The sequence below is a fragment of the Pseudomonas sp. RL genome (assembly GCF_000647775.1).
In the GTDB taxonomy this organism is placed as follows: Bacteria; Pseudomonadota; Gammaproteobacteria; order Pseudomonadales; family Pseudomonadaceae; genus Serpens; species Serpens flexibilis.
Window position 1 is genome coordinate 1 of record NZ_JBOY01000025.1, and the last position, 16,950, is coordinate 16,950.

At 68.0% G+C, this 16,950-nt stretch carries 14 protein-coding genes; 9 read left to right on the forward strand and 5 right to left on the reverse strand.

Annotated features, from left to right (window positions below; all coding sequences use genetic code 11):
• Positions 1-1,070 (forward strand): heavy metal sensor histidine kinase (locus AS93_RS18755; RefSeq protein WP_051587341.1); only part of this gene is annotated, 1,070 nt, incomplete at its 5' end.
• Between the two features lie 4 nt (positions 1,071-1,074).
• Here the strand turns inward: AS93_RS18755 and AS93_RS0105155 are convergent.
• Together AS93_RS0105155 and AS93_RS0105160 are read right to left on the reverse strand one after the other, a co-directional pair.
• Entirely contained in the window at positions 1,075-1,431 is a 357-nt protein-coding gene (locus tag AS93_RS0105155; protein ID WP_027589606.1) for a hypothetical protein, read from the reverse strand.
• A 110-nt stretch (positions 1,432-1,541) separates the two neighbouring features.
• A complete protein-coding gene (locus tag AS93_RS0105160; protein WP_037008579.1) occupies positions 1,542-3,011 on the reverse strand; it encodes a PLP-dependent aminotransferase family protein in 1,470 nt (489 codons plus the stop codon).
• A 164-nt stretch (positions 3,012-3,175) separates the two neighbouring features.
• Here AS93_RS0105160 and serC point away from each other — a divergent pair, with 164 nt between their 5' ends.
• The 5 genes from serC (at position 3,176) to glyA (ending at position 8,904) form a co-directional block, all read left to right on the forward strand.
• Positions 3,176-4,258: a 3-phosphoserine/phosphohydroxythreonine transaminase gene (gene serC, locus AS93_RS0105165; protein WP_027589608.1), complete on the forward strand. Its 1,083-nt coding sequence runs from the start codon at positions 3,176-3,178 to the stop codon at positions 4,256-4,258.
• A 117-nt stretch (positions 4,259-4,375) separates the two neighbouring features.
• Positions 4,376-5,611, forward strand: coding sequence for a benzoate/H(+) symporter BenE family transporter (locus AS93_RS0105170; RefSeq protein WP_027589609.1), 1,236 nt, complete (start codon positions 4,376-4,378; stop codon positions 5,609-5,611).
• The gene (locus AS93_RS0105175; protein ID WP_037008574.1) at positions 5,611-6,390 is read left to right on the forward strand and encodes a YggS family pyridoxal phosphate-dependent enzyme; all 780 of its coding nucleotides are present in this window, start codon (positions 5,611-5,613) and stop codon (positions 6,388-6,390) included. Before AS93_RS0105170 ends, AS93_RS0105175 begins: the two co-directional genes overlap by 1 nt.
• Before the next feature lie 42 nt (positions 6,391-6,432).
• Positions 6,433-7,605, forward strand: coding sequence for an aspartate aminotransferase family protein (locus AS93_RS0105180; protein ID WP_027589610.1), 1,173 nt, complete (start codon positions 6,433-6,435; stop codon positions 7,603-7,605).
• Between the two features lie 33 nt (positions 7,606-7,638).
• Positions 7,639-8,904: a serine hydroxymethyltransferase gene (gene glyA, locus AS93_RS19895; RefSeq protein ID WP_027589611.1), complete on the forward strand. Its 1,266-nt coding sequence runs from the start codon at positions 7,639-7,641 to the stop codon at positions 8,902-8,904.
• 18 nt (positions 8,905-8,922) lie between these two features.
• On the opposite strand, the gene AS93_RS0105190 is transcribed toward glyA, so the two are convergent.
• Complete coding sequence (locus tag AS93_RS0105190) at positions 8,923-9,639, reverse strand: 4'-phosphopantetheinyl transferase superfamily protein (RefSeq protein WP_027589612.1); 717 nt, start codon at positions 9,637-9,639, stop codon at positions 8,923-8,925.
• Between the two features lie 251 nt (positions 9,640-9,890).
• On the opposite strand from AS93_RS0105190, the gene AS93_RS0105195 reads away from it, so the two are divergent.
• Complete coding sequence (locus AS93_RS0105195) at positions 9,891-11,198, forward strand: MFS transporter (RefSeq protein WP_027589613.1); 1,308 nt, start codon at positions 9,891-9,893, stop codon at positions 11,196-11,198.
• A 65-nt stretch (positions 11,199-11,263) separates the two neighbouring features.
• Here AS93_RS0105195 and AS93_RS0105200 read toward each other — a convergent pair whose 3' ends face one another.
• Together AS93_RS0105200 and AS93_RS0105205 are read right to left on the reverse strand one after the other, a co-directional pair.
• Positions 11,264-12,298, reverse strand: a complete 1,035-nt coding sequence (locus tag AS93_RS0105200; protein ID WP_027589614.1) for an AraC family transcriptional regulator — start codon at positions 12,296-12,298, stop codon at positions 11,264-11,266.
• Positions 12,295-13,239 (reverse strand): hypothetical protein, encoded by a 945-nt coding sequence (locus AS93_RS0105205; protein ID WP_027589615.1) that lies wholly within the window; start codon positions 13,237-13,239, stop codon positions 12,295-12,297. Before AS93_RS0105205 ends, AS93_RS0105200 begins: the two co-directional genes overlap by 4 nt.
• 172 nt (positions 13,240-13,411) lie before the next feature.
• On the opposite strand from AS93_RS0105205, the gene AS93_RS0105210 reads away from it, so the two are divergent.
• Positions 13,412-15,445, forward strand: a complete 2,034-nt coding sequence (locus AS93_RS0105210; RefSeq protein WP_027589616.1) for an NADPH-dependent 2,4-dienoyl-CoA reductase — start codon at positions 13,412-13,414, stop codon at positions 15,443-15,445.
• A gap of 138 nt (positions 15,446-15,583) precedes the next feature.
• Positions 15,584-16,912, forward strand: a complete 1,329-nt coding sequence (locus tag AS93_RS0105215) for a hypothetical protein (RefSeq protein WP_027589617.1) — start codon at positions 15,584-15,586, stop codon at positions 16,910-16,912.
• Positions 16,913-16,950 lie beyond the last annotated feature (38 nt).

Sequence of the window (16,950 nt, forward strand, 5' to 3'; positions counted from 1 at the left end):
GCCCGCTGTTCGCCACGCCGGAGCGGGGCACGGCCCCGTTCGGCGCCGGCTCCGGCGAGTGGCGGTACGAGGGGCGCGCCTGGCGGGGACTGGAAAGGGAGGTCGTGGTGGACGAGCGGCCGGTGAGCATCCAGCTGATGCTGGATGTCACCACCCATCAGGTGTTCTCCCACCAGCTGGCCGGCTGGTTGTGGGCGGGGCTGGGGCTGGCGGCGCTGCTCAGCGTGCTGCTGGGCTGGTTGCTGGTGCGCAGCGGCCTGCGCCCGCTGCGCCAGGTGACCGAGGTGATCGCCTCGGTGTCGGCCCGTTCGCTGGAGGAGCGCATCGAGCAGGAGGTGCCGGCCGAGCTGCGCGCGCTGGTGCGGGCGTTCAACGCCATGCTGGCCCGCCTGGAGGACTCCTTCGTGCGCCTGTCCAACTTCTCGGCGGACATCGCCCACGAACTGCGCACCCCAGTCACCAATCTGCTGACCCACACCGAGGTGGTGCTGACCCGCGCGCGCAGCGTCGAGGACTACCAGGAGAACCTGCATTCCAACCTGGAAGAGCTGCGGCGCATGGCGCGGATGATCGACGACATGCTGTTCCTGGCCAAGGCCGACAACGGGCTGATCATCCCCGAGCAGCGGCCGGTGGCGCTGCATGAACTGTGCGCCAGTCTGCTGGATTTCTACGAGCTGTCCGCGGAGGAACGCGGCATCCGTTTCGAACTGAGCGGCGAGGCCACGCTGCAGGGCGACGTGCTGATGCTGCGCCGGGCACTCTCCAACCTGCTGTCCAACGCGCTGCGCTACACGCCGGACGGCGGCAGCATCCGCCTGACCCTGCGGCAGAGCGAACACAGCGTGCGCCTGGCGCTGGCCAACCCCGGCGGCACCATCGCCGCCGAGCATCTGGAGCGCCTGTTCGACCGCTTCTACCGGGTCGACCCGGCCCGCCGCGAAGGCCACCCCGGCAACGCCGGCCTGGGCCTGGCCATCACCCGCTCCATCGTCGAGGCGCACCGGGGAAAGATCCGCTGTCACAGCGCGGAGGGTTGGACGACCTTCGAGCTGGAGTTTCGCGTGTGAGGGCCTACCTCGGGATATCTGTAGCGCAGTAGGTCTTTTCCAGATTCTGCGTGCTGTAGCAGGTCAGGCCGTCTTTCACGATGGACTGCGGCACGGCAAGGCCGGGCTCACCATCCACGGTGGTCGAGGAGGTGTCCACGGTGGCAGTCACGCTGACCGCGCTTTCGCCGCCGCCGATGTCCCACTGTTCCCAGTACGAGTGAACGTTGGCGCACTGGGTGATGCTGCATTCCCGCTCGGTTTCCTCGCCCCCGCTGATCACCAGGCACATGCCCTGCATCTCGCCGCAGCCGGCCACGCCAGGACCGGCGAACAGCAGCGCGCAGAGAAACAGCAGGGGTTTCGCGAGGCTCGATTTCATTTCACTACCTGAGGGTGGACTGGGGATGGCCGGCGAACGCTACTGTTTTGCCATTACGGTGTCCACTTACGGCAGGCGCAGCAATGTCGCAGGGAGTCGCGCCGCAGGGCCTATTTGCTGCGCAGCGCCTTGGCCAGGCGCAGCATGGCGGCGTCGATCTCCGTGGCGGTCAGGGATGAATAACCCAGCAGCCAGCCCTGTTTCCGTTCCTCCCCGGCATACAGTCGACTGAGTCCGGGCAACTGTATGCCGGCATTGGCGGCCAGGCGGATGGTCCTTTCCTCCGACCAGCCCTCATCCAGCAGGCAAGGCATCTGCAAGCCGCCCGGGGGTCGCATGGCGGTGGCGATACCGTTCAGATGCTTGCCGATGGCCTCGAACATGCTGGCCCGTCGGCCCGCGTACAGTTTGCGCATGGCCCGCACATGGGCGTTGTAATGGCCGTCTTCCATGAAGCGCGCCAGGGTCAGCTGGAGGATCTGCGGGGTGTGTCCGTCCATGATGCTGCGCGCATGGGTGAACGCTCTTACCAGGGACTGGGGCAACACCATGTAACCCAGGCGCAGGCCCGGAGAGAGTGTCTTGCTGAACGTGCCCACGTAGAGGGTGCGCTGGTACTTGTCCAGGCCCTGCACACAGGCGGTTGGCAAACCGTCGTAGTGAAACTCGCTGTCGTAGTCGTCCTCGATGATCCACTTGCCGTTTTCCGCCGCCCAGTTGACCAGCTCGAGCCGGCGCGCCAGTGGCAGGGTCGCCCCGGTGGGGTACTGGTGGGAGGGCGTCACGTAGACGCAATTGGCGCCGCTGCGGTCCGCGCGCAGCAGGTCGGTGCGAATGCCCATCGCATCGACATCGATGGGCACGACCCTGGCCTCGGCGCTTTCGAAGGCTTTCCGGGCGCCGTAGTAGCCGGGATTTTCCAGCAGGATCGGCTTGCCGGCATCGACCAGCAACTGGGCGCACAGGAACAGCGCCTGGCGGGTGCTGCTCAGCACCAGGATCTGCTCCGGGGTGCACGCGGCCCCGCGTTCCAGGTTCAGGTAGGTGGCGATGGCCTTGCGCAGCGGCTCGGCGCCCTGCGGGTCGCCATGCAGCAGGACGGTGGCCCGATAGTCCTTCATGGCCTGGCGTTGCAGGCGTAGCCAGACATCGATGGGGAAGGTGCGGGTCTCCGGCAGACCGGTGGCGAACGCCCTGACCACCTGCTGATCGCTGACCCCGCCGCTGTCCAGAATCATGCGCCCACGCCGGCTCAGGCCGGGTTCCGCCGCCGCCGTCTCGCTGCGTCGGGCCTCCCGTGGCCTTGGGCGCTGGCGCGCGATCCCCTGCAACTCGTTGCCGAGCGTCTCGGCCACGTAGCTGCCCGAGCCCTCGCGTCGCACGATGAAACCGTCACGGTGCAGTTGCACATAGGCGTTTTCGACCGTGTCGCGGGCGACCCCCAGCGATGTGGCCAGGGAGCGGGTGGCCGGCAGTTTCAGGCCGGGGGCCAGTGCGCCGTCGAGGATCAGCGCGCGCAGGGCGCGCTGAATGCGCTGATGCAGATCCAGGCGCTGAAGCTCGGCATCGTTGAGCCGCATCTTCAGCGTTTCGAGCTCGAAGGTTTTCACGAAGTGGTCTGCCCTGAACAAAAAAACCGGCCGGCGGAAGCGGGCCAGTTTATCCGTAGACTCCCATTCATCGCCATCGCGTTTGTCCCTGGCGATCCGCGTTTCGGGCAACTTGAGCAGGGTTAAAGAAAAGAATGGCAAGGTCATACAACTTCAGCGCCGGACCCACCGCGTTGCCGATCGAGGTCCTTCGGCAAGCGCACGAGGAATTCTTCGACTTCGCGGGCACCGGCATGTCGGTGATGGAAATCAGCCATCGCTCCGACGTGTTCAGGGAGATCGCCCGCCAGGCCGAACAGGACCTGCGGGCGCTTCTGCGAATACCCAGCCACTATCGGGTGCTGTTCATGCAGGGCGGTGCCTCGCTGCAGTTCGCCCAGGTGCCGATGAACCTGCTCGGCGACCAGCACACTGCCGACTATCTGCATACCGGGCTCTGGTCCGGCAAGGCCATCCAGGCCGCCCGGCGCTACTGCGACGTACGCATCGCCGCCAGCAGCCAGGCGACGGGCTTCGACCGCATCCCCGCGAGGACCGAGTGGAGCCTCAACCCGAATGCCGCCTATCTGCACTACACGGAGAACGAGACGGTGCATGGCGTGCAGTTCGCCGATGCTCCCGACGCTGCGGTCCCGCTGGTCTGCGACGCTTGCTCGAGCCTGCTGTCCAAACCCATCGAGGTGGCCCGGCACGCCCTGATCTATGCGGCCGCGCAAAAGAACATGGGGCCGGCCGGGCTGACCGTGGCGATCGTCGATGACGCGCTGCTGGACCGCGCGCTGGCGGTTACCCCGGACATTCTCAACTACGCGCACATCGCCAGGGCGGAGTCGATGCTCAACACGCCGGCCACCTTCTCCTGGTACCTCATCGGTCTGACGCTGAAGTGGCTAAGACGCAGCGGTGGCATCGAGCGGCTTCACCGGCTCAATCAGGCCAAGGCCGCACTGCTGTACCGCACGATTGACAGCAGCGACGGTTTCTACCGGAACAGCGTGCAAGCGTCGTTTCGCTCGATCAACAACGTGCCGTTCGTGCTCGCCGACGATGCGCTGGGGAAGGCGTTCCTGCGCCTGGCCGACCGCTCCGGATTCAAGGGACTCAAGGGCCATGCCTCTCTCGGTGGCGTCCGGGCCAGCCTCTACAACGCGGTCACCCTGCCGGCTGTCGAGGCATTGGCCGACTTCATGACGGATTTCGCCCGGGCGCATGGCTAGGACGAATCGAAAGTGGTCTGGCTGTCCGTAAAAAAGTGTACGGGTTCGGCGGACCATTGCCGCGCTATAAATCAGCTGCCAGTTCCAGCCTCGTGTTGCCAGGAGCCACCTGAAGCCATGTCGTCCCCAGCCTCCCCATCCGCGGTTCGCCTCCGCGATCTCGTCCATCCGATCGTCGCCGGGCTGGTCTCGGTGATCGTCAACTATGGCGGCACCTTCATTCTGGTCTTCCAGGCCGCCCAGGTGGCGGGGCTGAGCCCTGAGTTGACGGCTTCCTGGGTGTGGTCGGTGTCGATTGGCGTGGGGCTGAGCGGGCTGTTGCTCAGTTGGCGGTTCCGCGAGCCGATCATCACCGCCTGGTCGACTCCGGCGGCGGCATTCCTGGTCGTCGCCCTGGCGACGACGCCCTATGCCGAGGCGGTCGGCGCCTACCTTGTCTCGGCCGCCGCCTTCGTGCTGCTGGGCGTGTCCGGCTATTTCGAGAAGGTCATCCGCATGATTCCGCCGGGGGTGGCCGCGGGGTTGCTGGCGGGTATCCTGCTGCAGTTCGGCATCGGCGCCTTCGCCGGCGTGAGCGTCGATCCGCTGCTGGCCGCGCTGCTGATTGGCGCCTATGTGGTACTCAAGCGCCTGAGCGCGCGCTACGCGGTGGTGGGGATTCTGCTGCTCGGCCTGGCCTTCCTGCTGCTCCAGGGGCGGGTGGACCTGTCCGGGTTGGAGCTGCGGCTCGCGGCACCGGTGTTCACCCTGCCGGTCTTCTCGCTGAACGCCTTGCTCAGCGTGGCGCTGCCACTGTTCCTGATCACCCTGACCGGCCAGTACATGCCCGGCATGCTGGTGCTGCGCAACGATGGCTTCCGCACCAGCGCCAACCCGATTGTCACCGTCACCGGGCTGGGCTCGCTGCTCATGGCGCCGTTCGGCTCGCATGCGTTCAACCTCGCCGCGATCACCGCGGCCATCTGCACCGGCAAGGACGCCCACGAAGAACCCGCCAAGCGCTGGATCGCCGGTGTCGCCGCAGGGGTCTTCTACATCCTCGTCGGGGTTTTCGGCGTCACCCTGGCCGCGCTGTTCATGGCCTTCCCGGCGACCTTCATCACCACCCTGGCCGGGCTCGCGCTGCTCGGCACCCTCGGCGGCAGCCTGGCCAGCGCCATGGCCGATGCCCGATCCCGCGAAGCCGCGTTGATCACCTTCCTGGCCGCTGCCGCCGATATCAGCCTGTTCGGCATCGGCGGGGCGTTCTGGGGGCTGGTGATCGGGCTGGCGGCATTCGCCGTGCTCAACGGCCGTTTGCCGCGCCGCGTGCCGGCCGGCCAGTCAGTCGCCAATGCGGGAGGGACCCACTGATGCCGCGCCTGCACGAGCAGCATGGCCGCTACCCGCAGGCCAACAGCGTCGAGGACTTCCAGCACAACCTGGCGACCGTGCGCCGGCGCATCGCCGACGCCTGCCGGCGGGTCGGGCGCGATCCGGCGGGCGTGCGCCTGCTGCCGGTGAGCAAGACCTTCGACGAGGCGCACCTGCGCCTGGCTTATGCCGCCGGCTGCCGCTTCCTGGGCGAGAACAAGGTGCAGGAGGCGCAGCGCAAATGGGAAGCCATGGCCGACCTGAGCGACCTGCAGTGGTCGGTGATCGGCCACCTGCAGACCAACAAGGCCAGGCAGGTCGCGCGCTTCGCCGCCGAGTTCCAGGCGCTGGACAGCCTGCGGGTGGCCGAGGCCCTGGACCGGCGCCTGCAGATCGAGGGTCGGCACCTGGACGTGTTCGTCCAGGTTAATACCTCCGGCGAGGCCAGCAAGTACGGCCTGGCGCCCGACGCGGTCGCCGACTTCCTGCGCGCCTTGCCGGCGTTCTCCGCGCTGCGGGTGCGCGGCCTGATGACCCTGGCGCTGTTCTCCGCCGACGCGGACCGTGTGCGTCCCTGTTTCGTGCGGCTGCGCGAGCTGCGGGAGCGCCTGCGCCAGGACGCACCGGCCGGTATCGGCCTGGAGGAGCTGTCCATGGGCATGTCCGGCGATTTCGAAATCGCCATCGAAGAAGGCGCCACCGTGGTGCGCGTCGGCCAGGCCATCTTCGGTGCCCGCGCCCTGCCGGACAGCCACTACTGGCCGACGACCGGCGAATAGCACGTCGCGCACTTCTTCCCACAATCCCCACTAAGGAATGCCATGCCCCCCTCATCCGCGTATCTGATGCCGACCTACGCACGCCAGCCCGTTTCGTTCAGTCGCGGCCAGGGCGCGCGCCTGTGGGATGCGCAGGGCATCGAGTACCTGGACGCGATCGCCGGCGTGGCGGTGACCAGCCTCGGTCACGCCCATCCGGAGATTGCCGCCGTGATCGCCGAGCAGGCCGGCCAACTGCTGCACACCTCCAACCTGTTCCGCATCGAATGGCAGGAGCAACTGGCTGAGCGCCTGTGCGCCTTGTCGGGCATGCAGCGTGCGTTCTTCTGCAACTCGGGGGCCGAAGCCAACGAGGCGGCGCTCAAGCTGGCCCGCCTGCACGCCAGTGCCCGGCGGGTGACCGATCCCCAGGTGCTGGTCTTGGAGAACAGCTTCCATGGCCGCACGCTGGCAACCCTTTCGGCCACCGGCAACCCGGCCGCGCAGCGCGGCTTCGAGCCCCTGATGCCGGGCTTCGTGCGGGTGCCCTACGACGACATCGAGGCGCTGCGGGACGCGGCGCGGCAATTCCCGGGCATCGTCGCGGTGCTGGTCGAGCCGGTGCAGGGCGAGGGCGGGGTGCGTGCCGCCTCCGCCGGCTATCTGCAGGCCCTGCGGCAACTGTGCGATGCGCACGACTGGCTGATGATGGTCGACGAGGTGCAGACCGGCCTGGGCCGCACCGGCAGCTGGTTCGGTTTCCAGCAGGCGGGCATCGTGCCCGACGTCATCACCCTGGCCAAGGCGCTGGGCAACGGCCTGCCGATCGGCGCCTGTCTGGCCCGGGGTCGGGCGGCGGAACTGTTTTCCCCTGGCCAGCATGCCTCCACCTTCGGTGGCAATCCGCTGGCCTGCCGGGTGGCCTGCACGGTACTCGACATCCTGGCGCGCGAGCAGCTCCCGCAGCGGGCCGCCACCCTCGGTCGCCGGCTGCTGGCGGCCCTGCAGGAGGGACTGAGCGGCTGTCCCGAGGTGCTGGCGATCCGTGGCCTGGGCCTGATGGTCGGCATCGAGCTGAATCGCCAGTGCCCCGAGCTGGTTGGCCGGGCGCTGGAGGAACAGCGCCTGCTCATCACCGTGACCCGCGGCACCACCCTGCGGCTGCTACCGCCCTTGATCTGCGACGACGCGCAGATCGACGACATTGCCGCGCGCGTCATCCGGCTGCTGGCCTAGCAGGCCCCCGATTTCCAACCCACAGGTTCCCTTATGTACGACGCATCCCTGACCCTTACCGATTTTGATCCCGAGCTGTCCGAGTCCATCCATGCCGAGGAAGTCCGTCAGGAAGACCACGCCGAACTGATCGCTTCCGAGAACTATGCCAGTCCTCTGGTGATGGCGATCCAGAGTTCGGTGCTCACCAACAAGTACGCCGAAGGCTATCCGGGCCGGCGCTACTACAGCGGCTGCGAGCATGTCGACGTGGCCGAGCGCCTGGCCATCGCGCGGGCCAAGGCCCTGTTCGATTGCGACTACGCCAACGTCCAGCCGCACGCCGGCTCCCAGGCCAACGCCGCCGTGTTCCTGGCCTTGCTCAGTCCCGGCGACACGGTGATGGGCATGAACCTGGCCCAGGGCGGGCACCTGACCCACGGCAACCCGGTGAACTTCTCCGGGCGCCATTACCGGATCGTTCCCTACGGGCTCGATCCACGCACGGGTTTGATCGACTACGACGCGATGGAGCGCATCGCTCTGCAAACCCGGCCGAAGCTGCTGATCGGCGGATTTTCCGCCTACTCCCGGCACATGGACTGGGCGCGCATGCGCGACATCGCCGACCGGGTAGGCGCGCTGTTCTGGGTCGACATGGCCCATGTCGCCGGCCTGGTGGCGGCCGGCGAGTACCCGAACCCGCTGCCGCACGCCCATGTGGTGACCAGCACCACCCACAAGACGCTGCGCGGCCCACGGGGTGGCCTGATCCTGTCCAGGGGGCAGGACGAGACGTTCTACAAGAAGCTCGATTCGGCGGTCTTTCCGGGTGTCCAGGGCGGCCCGTTGATGCACCTGATCGCCGCCAAGGCCGTGGCCTTCAAGGAAGCGCTGTCGCCGGGCTTCAAGACCTACCAGCGACAGGTGGTGAGCAACGCCCGGGCCATGGCCGCGGTGCTGCAGTGGCGGGGTTTCCGGATCGTCTCCGGCGGGACGGACAACCACATGATGCTGATCGACCTGTCCGACCGGCCTTACACCGGCAAGGGCGCCGATGCCGCGCTGAGCGACGCCTGCATCACCGCCAACAAGAATTCGGTGCCCAACGACCCGCGCTCGCCGTTCGTGACCTCGGGGCTGCGGATCGGCACCCCGGCGGTGACCACCCGTGGATTCGGCGTGCCGGAGTGCGAGCAACTGGCGGGCTGGCTGTGTGACGTGCTGGACGCGCTGGAATCCGGCGGCAGCGAGACGGTGGTTCGTCAGGTAGGGGAGCAGGTGATGGCGCTATGCCGGCGCCATCCGGTGTATCGCTAGGCGCTGTACGTAAAGTGCCTAACCCGGGCTGGCCGGCGTGGCAACGACTGTCAGCAGTTGCTCGCCGAGCGTGCCGAACTGCCCTTCCAGCTGCGCGCCTGCCCGCCATTCGTCGCCCAGGTCGCGCAGCAGGCCCAGGCGCAGGCGGCCGACCGGGTCCCAGTCGAGCAGTTCCGCGTCCTGGAAATAGAAGCGTTGGCCGACCAGGGGATACAGCGCCTTGAACAGGCTTTCCTTGGCCGAGAAGGTCAGGGTGACCAGCCAGGCATGCAGCGCCGGCTCCAGCTGTTCGAGCCGCTGGCGCTCGCCGGCGGTGAGGATTTCCCCACGCAGGCGCTGGCTGCGCTCGGCACTGAGCAGGCGTTCCAGATCGATGCCCAGGCCGCGCCAGTGTTCGGTGCTGGCGACCAGCGCGGCGGCCTGGCCGTGGCTGTGGGTGATCGAGCCGACCACGCCGGCGGGCCAGCGCGGCGCGCGGTCCTCGCCGACGGCGGGGACGCCCGGCTGGCCGGTGAGGGCGTGCAGGGCGTGGCGCGCGCACAGGCGTCCGGCCAGGTATTCGCACTGGCGCTTGGCCGCGCCGGGCACGTCGGGAATCGCGCAACTGACGAAGTCGCCGGGTTGCAGCTGGTCGGCCTGGAACAGGGTGCTGACCAGCCGCGCGCCGGGCATGGGGATGGGCAGGGGCCAGTGCTCGCGCAGCGCTGCGCAGCAGGCGGGGTGGAAGTCGCTCATGGGGGGCATTGTGCCGGGGAGGACGGGAGTCGTCACGTCGTCAGGAGCCAGCCATCCCGCCCGTGCCGGAGCCTGCTTTGCACGGGGCAAGGCACGACCCGGCGGTGCTGTCGGCGCCCTGCATGCATGGCGAGATACTGCACCGTGATGGATAATGCGCGCTTTTCGGCGGCTCCGGCTGGGGCTGCCGGGCCGCCGTTGTACCGTTGTTCGCTGGACTGTGCCTGTCGCCGTCCTGCCTGAGAGTTGCCATGTTCAGCCCGCTCGTCACCTTCCCGGCGTTGTATGCCGCCACCCTGCTCATGCTCGCCGGTTCAGGGCTGTTCAGCACCTACATGGGCCTGCGCCTGACGGAGGAGGGCGCAGGCGATGCCTGGGTCGGCGGATTGATGGCGGCTTATTATTTCGGCTTGGTGTGTGGCGGCAAGTTCGGCCATCGGCTGATCGCCAGCGTCGGCCATATTCGCTCGTATGTGGCCTGCGCCGGGCTGGCCACGGTGATCGTACTGCTGCATGTGCTGGTGGAGCGGTTGGAGGTCTGGCTGCTGCTGCGTTTCGTCATGGGCGCGGTGATGATGAACCAGTACATGGTCATCGAGAGCTGGCTCAACGAGCAGGCGGAAAGCCACATGCGTGGCAAGGTCTTCGCAGGCTACATGGTGGCTGTGGACCTGGGGCTGGTCGTTGGCCAGGGGCTGCTGGCAATGCTTCCCTCTCTGGATTTCAAGCCGCTGGTGCTGGTGGCGATCTGTTTCGCCTCGTGCCTGATCCCGCTGGCGGTGACGCGGCGTGTGCACCCGGCCAAGCTGGTGGCGGCCCCGCTGGAAATCGGCTTCTTCTGCAAGCGGGTGCCGCAGGCACTGGGCAGCATCTTCGTCGCCGGACTGATGGTCGGCGCCTTCTATGGCCTGGCGCCGGTGTATGCCAGTCGCAATGGCCTGGATACCTCGCAGGCCAGTCTGTTCGTGGCCATGTGCATCGTCGCCGGGTTCTGTGCGCAGTGGCCGCTGGGCTGGCTGTCCGATCGCCTGGATCGCAGCTGGCTGATCCGGGGCAATGCCATTTTGCTGTGCCTGACCGCCATTCCTCTCTGGGGGCTGTTCAGCCTGCCGTACTGGTTGTTGCTGGCCAATGGCTTCGTGACGGGCATGCTGCTGTTCACCCTGTATCCGCTGGCGGTGGCGCTGGGCAATGACCATGTCGAGCAGTCGCGGCGGGTGGCGCTATCGGCCATGCTGCTGACCACCTATGGTGTGGGCGCCTGCCTCGGGCCGCTGCTGGCCGGCCTGATGATGCAGCGCTTCGGGCCGGGGATGTTCTACGTGCTGGTGTCGATCTACGCCCTGGCGCTGATCTTCTGGGTGCAGCCCAAGCGTGTTACCGGGCGCCATCGTGTCGACGAGGCGCCACTCAGTCACGTGCCGATGCCGGATACATTGAGCCCGATGGCGGTGGCGCTCGACCCGCGTGTCGAGGAAGTGCCGGAAGAGCTGCTGGTCGAGACGTCGGCGAGCATTGGGCGCTCCGACGATGAGCCGGCAACGCGGGAAATGGCGTAGCTCGGCTTCGTGCCGGCTGACCGATGTCGCGTGCGGCATGGCGCAACGCACAGCGGTCGTTGTACCTACCCGGTTCGCGTCGCGCGGCGGAATTCGCCGGGGGTCTGCGCGCTCCAGCGCTTGAAGGCGCGCTGGAAGGCTTCCGCCGAGGCGAAGCCGAGCAGGTAGGCGATCTCGCCGAAACTCAGCTCGGTGTCGCGGATATAGGTCATCGCCAGGTCGCGGCGGGTGTCGTTGAGGATGTCGCGAAAGCGCGTGCCTTCCTCGGCCAGCTTGCGGCGCAGGGTCCAGCTGGGCAGTTGCAGGCGGCGGGCGATTTCCTCCAGGTCCGGCTCGCGGCCGTGCAGCAGCGGGCCGAGCAACTGGGTGATGCGTTCGCGCAGGCTGCGGGTGCGGGTCAGCTGGGCCAGCTCGGCCTCGCACAGTTCCAGCAACTGGTGCCAGGTGCTCGGACAGTGGGCGGGATTGCGCAGTGCCAGCGCTTCACGATCCAGGCGCAGGCGATTGTGGCCGGTGGCGAATTCCACCGGACCGCCGAACACCTCGGCGTAGCGCCCGGCATAGTCCGGGGCGGGGAACTCGATCTCCACCCGCTGCGCCGCCAGCGGCCGGCCGGCCAGGACGCCGAGCTGGTGCAGCCAGCCGGCCAGCAGCGCGTCGACCACGAAGCGGTTGTAGGCGTTGTAGGGGCTGATCGAATAGAAGTTCAGCCAGGCGCCGTCGGCGTCTTCCGCAAAGCTCGACTGCCCCCGGTAGTTGGCGGCGTACAGCGGCTCGAAACGGATCAGCGTGCGCGCCGCCTCGCGCACCGTGGGCGCCTGGGCGGCGGTCACGCCGGCCAGGCCGACCTGGGCGATATGGCCGAGGCGGCCCATCTCCAGGCCCAGCGCCGGGTCGCCGCTCAGCTGCATGGCGGCATGGCCGAGGCGCATGTAGCGGGGAATCGACAGCCGCGCCCGGGGTTCGGCCAGGCGCGCCGGGTCCAGGTCGTACTGGGCGAGCAGGGGATCCGGGTCGTGGCCACGTTCGCGCAGGGCGGCGGCCAGGCTCAGCACGCTGCCCACCGACAGGTCGCCCAGGCGCACGCGCGGTGCCTTCACGGCTCGATCCACTGGTTGAGCAGGTGCGTGCCGGGCAGGCTGCTGAGCTGCGGAGCCTGGGCCGGGGTCAGGGCGACGCCGCGCGGTACGCCGCCGAACGGCCAACTGAGCCGGCCGCGCAGGAACAGTGGCGGGCTGGTGCGCCCGTTGGGCAGCTGCACACGGCTCTGCGGCCAGCCGGGGAGCCAGTCGCGCTCGATCAGGTACTGCTGATCGCCGACCGTCACCTGCTGGGTGGGAATGCGTACCGAGGTCCAGGGCCAGTCCTGCAGGAACGGCTCGCCAATGATCCGTCCATCCGGGCCGAACACCAGGCTGAGGTTCCACAAGGGCCCGCTGCCGCTGTGCAGCCGGCCGTCACCGTCGATGTGCGGTTCGGGCAGCAGGATGGAGCCGGCCTGCAGGGTCACGCCGTATTCCCTGGCCAGGCCGCCGAACAGCGCCTGGTAGTCGGTGGCCATCTGCTCGGCCTTCATGCGCAGCAGGGCTTCGTCGAGGCGGTTGGCGTCCAGGTTGCGCAGCAGCACGTTCATGGCCAGCAGCGGGTTGCCCAGCAGCAGCCAGTTGCGCACTTCCAGGCGGTCGCGGGCGCGGTAGAACTCCGGTTTTTCGCCGGTGGCCAGCAGCCAGGTGCCGATATGGTCGGGCAGCACCACCAGGGTTTGTGCGTTGAGCAGACCGGCATCGCGCGCCGCGTCGAGGGCGGCGGCCAGCACCAGGCGCAGGTGCGCCGGGCTCTGGTAGTCGAGCGGGAACAGCTGCGGGCGGATGGTCAGCAGGTTGCCGTGGCGCACGGCGGGCGGCGGCGGGCTGATCACCTGGGTGCGCAGGTCGGACAGGTAGTGGATGGTCGGGCGTTCCTTGGCCCAGTCCAGGAAGCTCAGCAGGGCGGCGCCGGCGAGCAGCAACAGGGCGGCGGATATCAGCAGGGTGCGTTTCATGGCGGTCAGGGTAGGGGGCGGCGTCGGACTTGCCAAGCCGCGTTGTGCATTTGGATCAGCAACTTGTCAGTTTTGATCATTGAGCGCCTCGCGCCGGCTGACTATCGTCTGGCGCCATAACAGGCTGCGTCGATGAGCGTAGCCAGCACCGTGAACTGCCGGAAGGATCGCCATGACCGCACGCTACCCGCACCTGCTCGCCCCGCTGGACCTGGGCTTCACCACCCTGAAGAACCGCACCCTGATGGGCTCCATGCACACCGGCCTGGAAGAGAAGCCCAACGGCTTCGAGCGCATGGCGGCCTATTTCGCCGAGCGCGCCCGCGGCGGCGTGGGCCTGATGGTCACCGGCGGCATCGGCCCGAACGAGGAGGGCGCGGTGTACTCCGGCGCCGCCAAGCTGAGCACCCCGGAAGAAGCCGAGAAGCACCGCATCGTCACCCAGGCCGTGCACGAAGCGGGCGGCAAGATCTGCATGCAGATCCTCCATGCCGGTCGCTACGCCTACAGCCCCAAGCAGGTCGCGCCGAGCGCCATCCAGGCGCCGATCAACCCGTTCAAACCGCGCGAACTGGACGAGGAAGGCATCGAGAAGCAGATCAGCGACTTCGTGAACTGCGCCCGTCTTGCCCAGCAGGCCGAGTACGACGGCGTCGAGATCATGGGTTCGGAAGGCTACTTCATCAACCAGTTCCTGGTCGCCCACACCAACCAGCGCACTGATCGTTGGGGCGGCAGCTACGAGAACCGCATGCGCCTGCCGGTGGAAATCGTGCGCCGCGTGCGCGAGGCCGTCGGCCCGAATTTCATCATCATCTACCGCCTGTCCATGCTGGACCTGGTGGAAGGTGGCAGCACCTGGGACGAAATCGTCACCCTGGCCAAGGCCATCGAGGCCGCTGGCGCGACGATCATCAACACGGGCATCGGCTGGCACGAGGCGCGCATCCCGACCATCGCCACCAAGGTGCCGCGCGCGGCCTTCACCAAGGTCACCGCCAAGCTCAAGGGCGAGGTGAAGATTCCGCTGATCACCACCAACCGCATCAACACGCCGGAGGTGGCCGAGCAGGTGCTGGCCGAGGGCGATGCCGACATGGTGTCCATGGCCCGGCCGTTCCTCGCCGACCCGGAGTTCGTCAACAAGGCGGCCGCCGGTCGCGCCGACGAGATCAACACCTGTATCGGCTGCAACCAGGCCTGTCTGGACCACACCTTCGGCGGCAAGCTGACCAGCTGCCTGGTCAACCCGCGCGCCTGCCATGAAACCGAGCTGAACTACATCCCGGTCGCCCAGGGCAAGAAGATCGCCGTGGTCGGCGCCGGCCCGGCCGGCCTGTCCGCCGCCTGCGTGGCGGCCGAGCGTGGCCACCACGTGACGCTGTTCGACGCCGGCAGCGAGATCGGCGGCCAGTTCAACGTCGCCAAGCGCGTGCCCGGCAAGGAGGAGTTCCACGAAACCCTGCGCTTCTTCCGCAATCGCCTGGACAGCACCGGCGTGGACGTGCGCCTGAACACCCGGGTCAGCGCCGAGGCGCTGGTCAAGGGTGGCTTCGACGAAATCATCCTGGCCACCGGCATCGTGCCGCGCACCCCGGCGATCCCCGGCATCGAGCACCCGAAGGTGATCGGCTACCTGGACGCCATCCTCGAGCGCAAGCCGGTCGGCCGGCGCGTGGCGGTGATCGGCGCCGGCGGCATCGGCTTCGACGTCTCCGAATACATCACCCATGACGGCGTTTCCACCAGCCTGGACCGCGAGGCGTTCTGGAAGGAGTGGGGCATCGACCTCGGTCTGGAAGCCCGCGGCGGAGTGGCCGGCATCCAGGCGCAGCCGCACGCGGCGGCCCGCGAGGTGTTCCTGCTGCAGCGCAAGAAGAGCAAGGTGGGCGACGGCCTCGGCAAGACCACCGGCTGGATCCACCGCACCGGATTGAAGAACAAGAACGTGCAGATGCTAAACAGCGTCGAGTACCTGAAGATCGACGACGCCGGCCTGCACGTCAGCATCGCCGGAGGCGAACCGCAGGTGCTGCCGGTGGACACGGTGATCATCTGCGCCGGCCAGGAGCCGCTGCGCGAGTTGCACGACGGCCTGGTAGCCGCTGGCCAGAAGGTGCACCTGATCGGCGGCGCCGACGTGGCCAGCGAGCTGGATGCCAAGCGCGCCATCAACCAGGGCTCGCGCCTGGCCGCCGAGCTGTAACCCGCGCCCGGCGCGCCGCTCGTCGCGGCGCGTGCGCTGTGGCGAGTGGTTGCCAACGGCATCACGCTGCCCGTCCGAGGCTTTTCCTAGACTGCGAACCCCGCCTGGCGCGGGGTTCGTTGGTTTCAGGGGGTAAGCATGAGTCTGCAGGCCAAGCCTCAGCAGGTCGAAGCGGTGATGTTCTTCCGCGCCGGTGCCATCTGCAAGGAGATGCACCTGGCCGAATTCGAGGCGGTGCTGGACGGGGTGGTGAGTCTGGTGGATTTCGCCGACCAGCAGATCCCCGCCGCCTACGTGCTGATCACGCCGCGCCTGCACATTCGTGCCGTCACCTTCTTCCTCATCGACTTCGACGAATCCGGCCGCGCCGACAGCGGCTGGAACATTCCCTTGCGCCATCTGGCGGAGCAGGGCGTGCGCGGCCCGGATCTGGGCGATGGCGCCATCCGCCTGGCCTGCCGCAGCCGTTGCCCGGTCGCCTGGCACCAGATGCACCTGTGGGACCCGAGCCTCAAGCCCGGCCGCAACGAGCTGCTGCAGCTGCGCGATGCCGCAAAACGCAACAATCTGGGGATTCTCAGCGAGGTGGATGCGCCGGCCGGTGCCGACGCCGGCGGCGGGGACTGGCTGGCCCCGGAGGCGGCCAAGAGCATGGCTGCGCGCCTGGCCCGCAAGGTGGATCTGCAGCATCGCCAGAAGACCGCGCAGTTGATCCGCCAGCAGCGTCTGCGCCTGCAAAGCCTGACCCAGCAGTACGAGGACCAGTTCGCCCGCCTGCGCCTGGAGGCCGAACAGCGGGAGAAGGCGCTGCTTGAGCAGATCGAGACGCTGCAGCAGGTACTGGCCTGCCAGGAGCAGATGAACGTGGACCTCAAGGTGCAGCAGCAGAGCCAGGCCGATCAGTTCCGCCGGGCCCGCGAGGCACTGACCCGCCAGTTGCGCTCGATGGAGCACGACGGGCGCAGCGAGGCAGAGTTACTGCGCGGGCAGTTCGAGCTGGAGCTGCAGGCACGCATTGCCGCGGAGGTCGCCGACTACAAGGACCAGATCGCCGCCTTGCAGGCGGAGCTGGCCAGCCGCAGCGAGCTGGACGCGCAACAGCAGGCGGAAGTGGAACGCCTGCGCCAGAACCAGCTGCGCGGCATCGAGCGCCTGGCCGGACTGGGCGTGATGTTTGTGGTCTATCACCCGGGCACCGGCCACCTGACCATTCCGCTGGCCGAAATCGGCCGCTACCAGGACGACCCCGAGGCGTTTGTGGCGGCCAAGTGCCTGGTGTCCGCCGAGCACTACCGGGAATGGCTGGCCCATTACCAGCAGCCGACCTGCAGCGCCCGCCTGCCCACCGGCGAACGCTGCGCCATGCCCATCGACCGCATCGACACGCCGAGCCGCTTCGTGCGCGGCGAAAGCAGCTGCTGTACGCGGCATCAGGCCAAGGTGCGGGCGGCGCGGGCAGGGGCCTGAGGTTTCACGTAGGGCAGGCAACGTTGTTCCTGGCCGCC

Coding starts and splice junctions, on each gene's coding strand:
- AS93_RS0105175 (WP_037008574.1), top strand. CDS start 5,611: ATGCCGCGCCTGCACGAGCAGCATGGCCGCTACCCGCAGGCCAACAGC.
- AS93_RS0105205 (WP_027589615.1), bottom strand. CDS start 13,239: ATGAAACGCACCCTGCTGATATCCGCCGCCCTGTTGCTGCTCGCCGGC.
- AS93_RS0105210 (WP_027589616.1), top strand. CDS start 13,412: ATGACCGCACGCTACCCGCACCTGCTCGCCCCGCTGGACCTGGGCTTC.
- AS93_RS0105155 (WP_027589606.1), bottom strand. CDS start 1,431: ATGAAATCGAGCCTCGCGAAACCCCTGCTGTTTCTCTGCGCGCTGCTG.
- AS93_RS0105170 (WP_027589609.1), top strand. CDS start 4,376: ATGTCGTCCCCAGCCTCCCCATCCGCGGTTCGCCTCCGCGATCTCGTC.
- glyA (WP_027589611.1), top strand. CDS start 7,639: ATGTACGACGCATCCCTGACCCTTACCGATTTTGATCCCGAGCTGTCC.
- AS93_RS0105180 (WP_027589610.1), top strand. CDS start 6,433: ATGCCCCCCTCATCCGCGTATCTGATGCCGACCTACGCACGCCAGCCC.
- AS93_RS0105190 (WP_027589612.1), bottom strand. CDS start 9,639: ATGAGCGACTTCCACCCCGCCTGCTGCGCAGCGCTGCGCGAGCACTGG.
- AS93_RS0105215 (WP_027589617.1), top strand. CDS start 15,584: ATGAGTCTGCAGGCCAAGCCTCAGCAGGTCGAAGCGGTGATGTTCTTC.
- AS93_RS0105160 (WP_037008579.1), bottom strand. CDS start 3,011: ATGCGGCTCAACGATGCCGAGCTTCAGCGCCTGGATCTGCATCAGCGC.
- serC (WP_027589608.1), top strand. CDS start 3,176: ATGGCAAGGTCATACAACTTCAGCGCCGGACCCACCGCGTTGCCGATC.
- AS93_RS0105195 (WP_027589613.1), top strand. CDS start 9,891: ATGTTCAGCCCGCTCGTCACCTTCCCGGCGTTGTATGCCGCCACCCTG.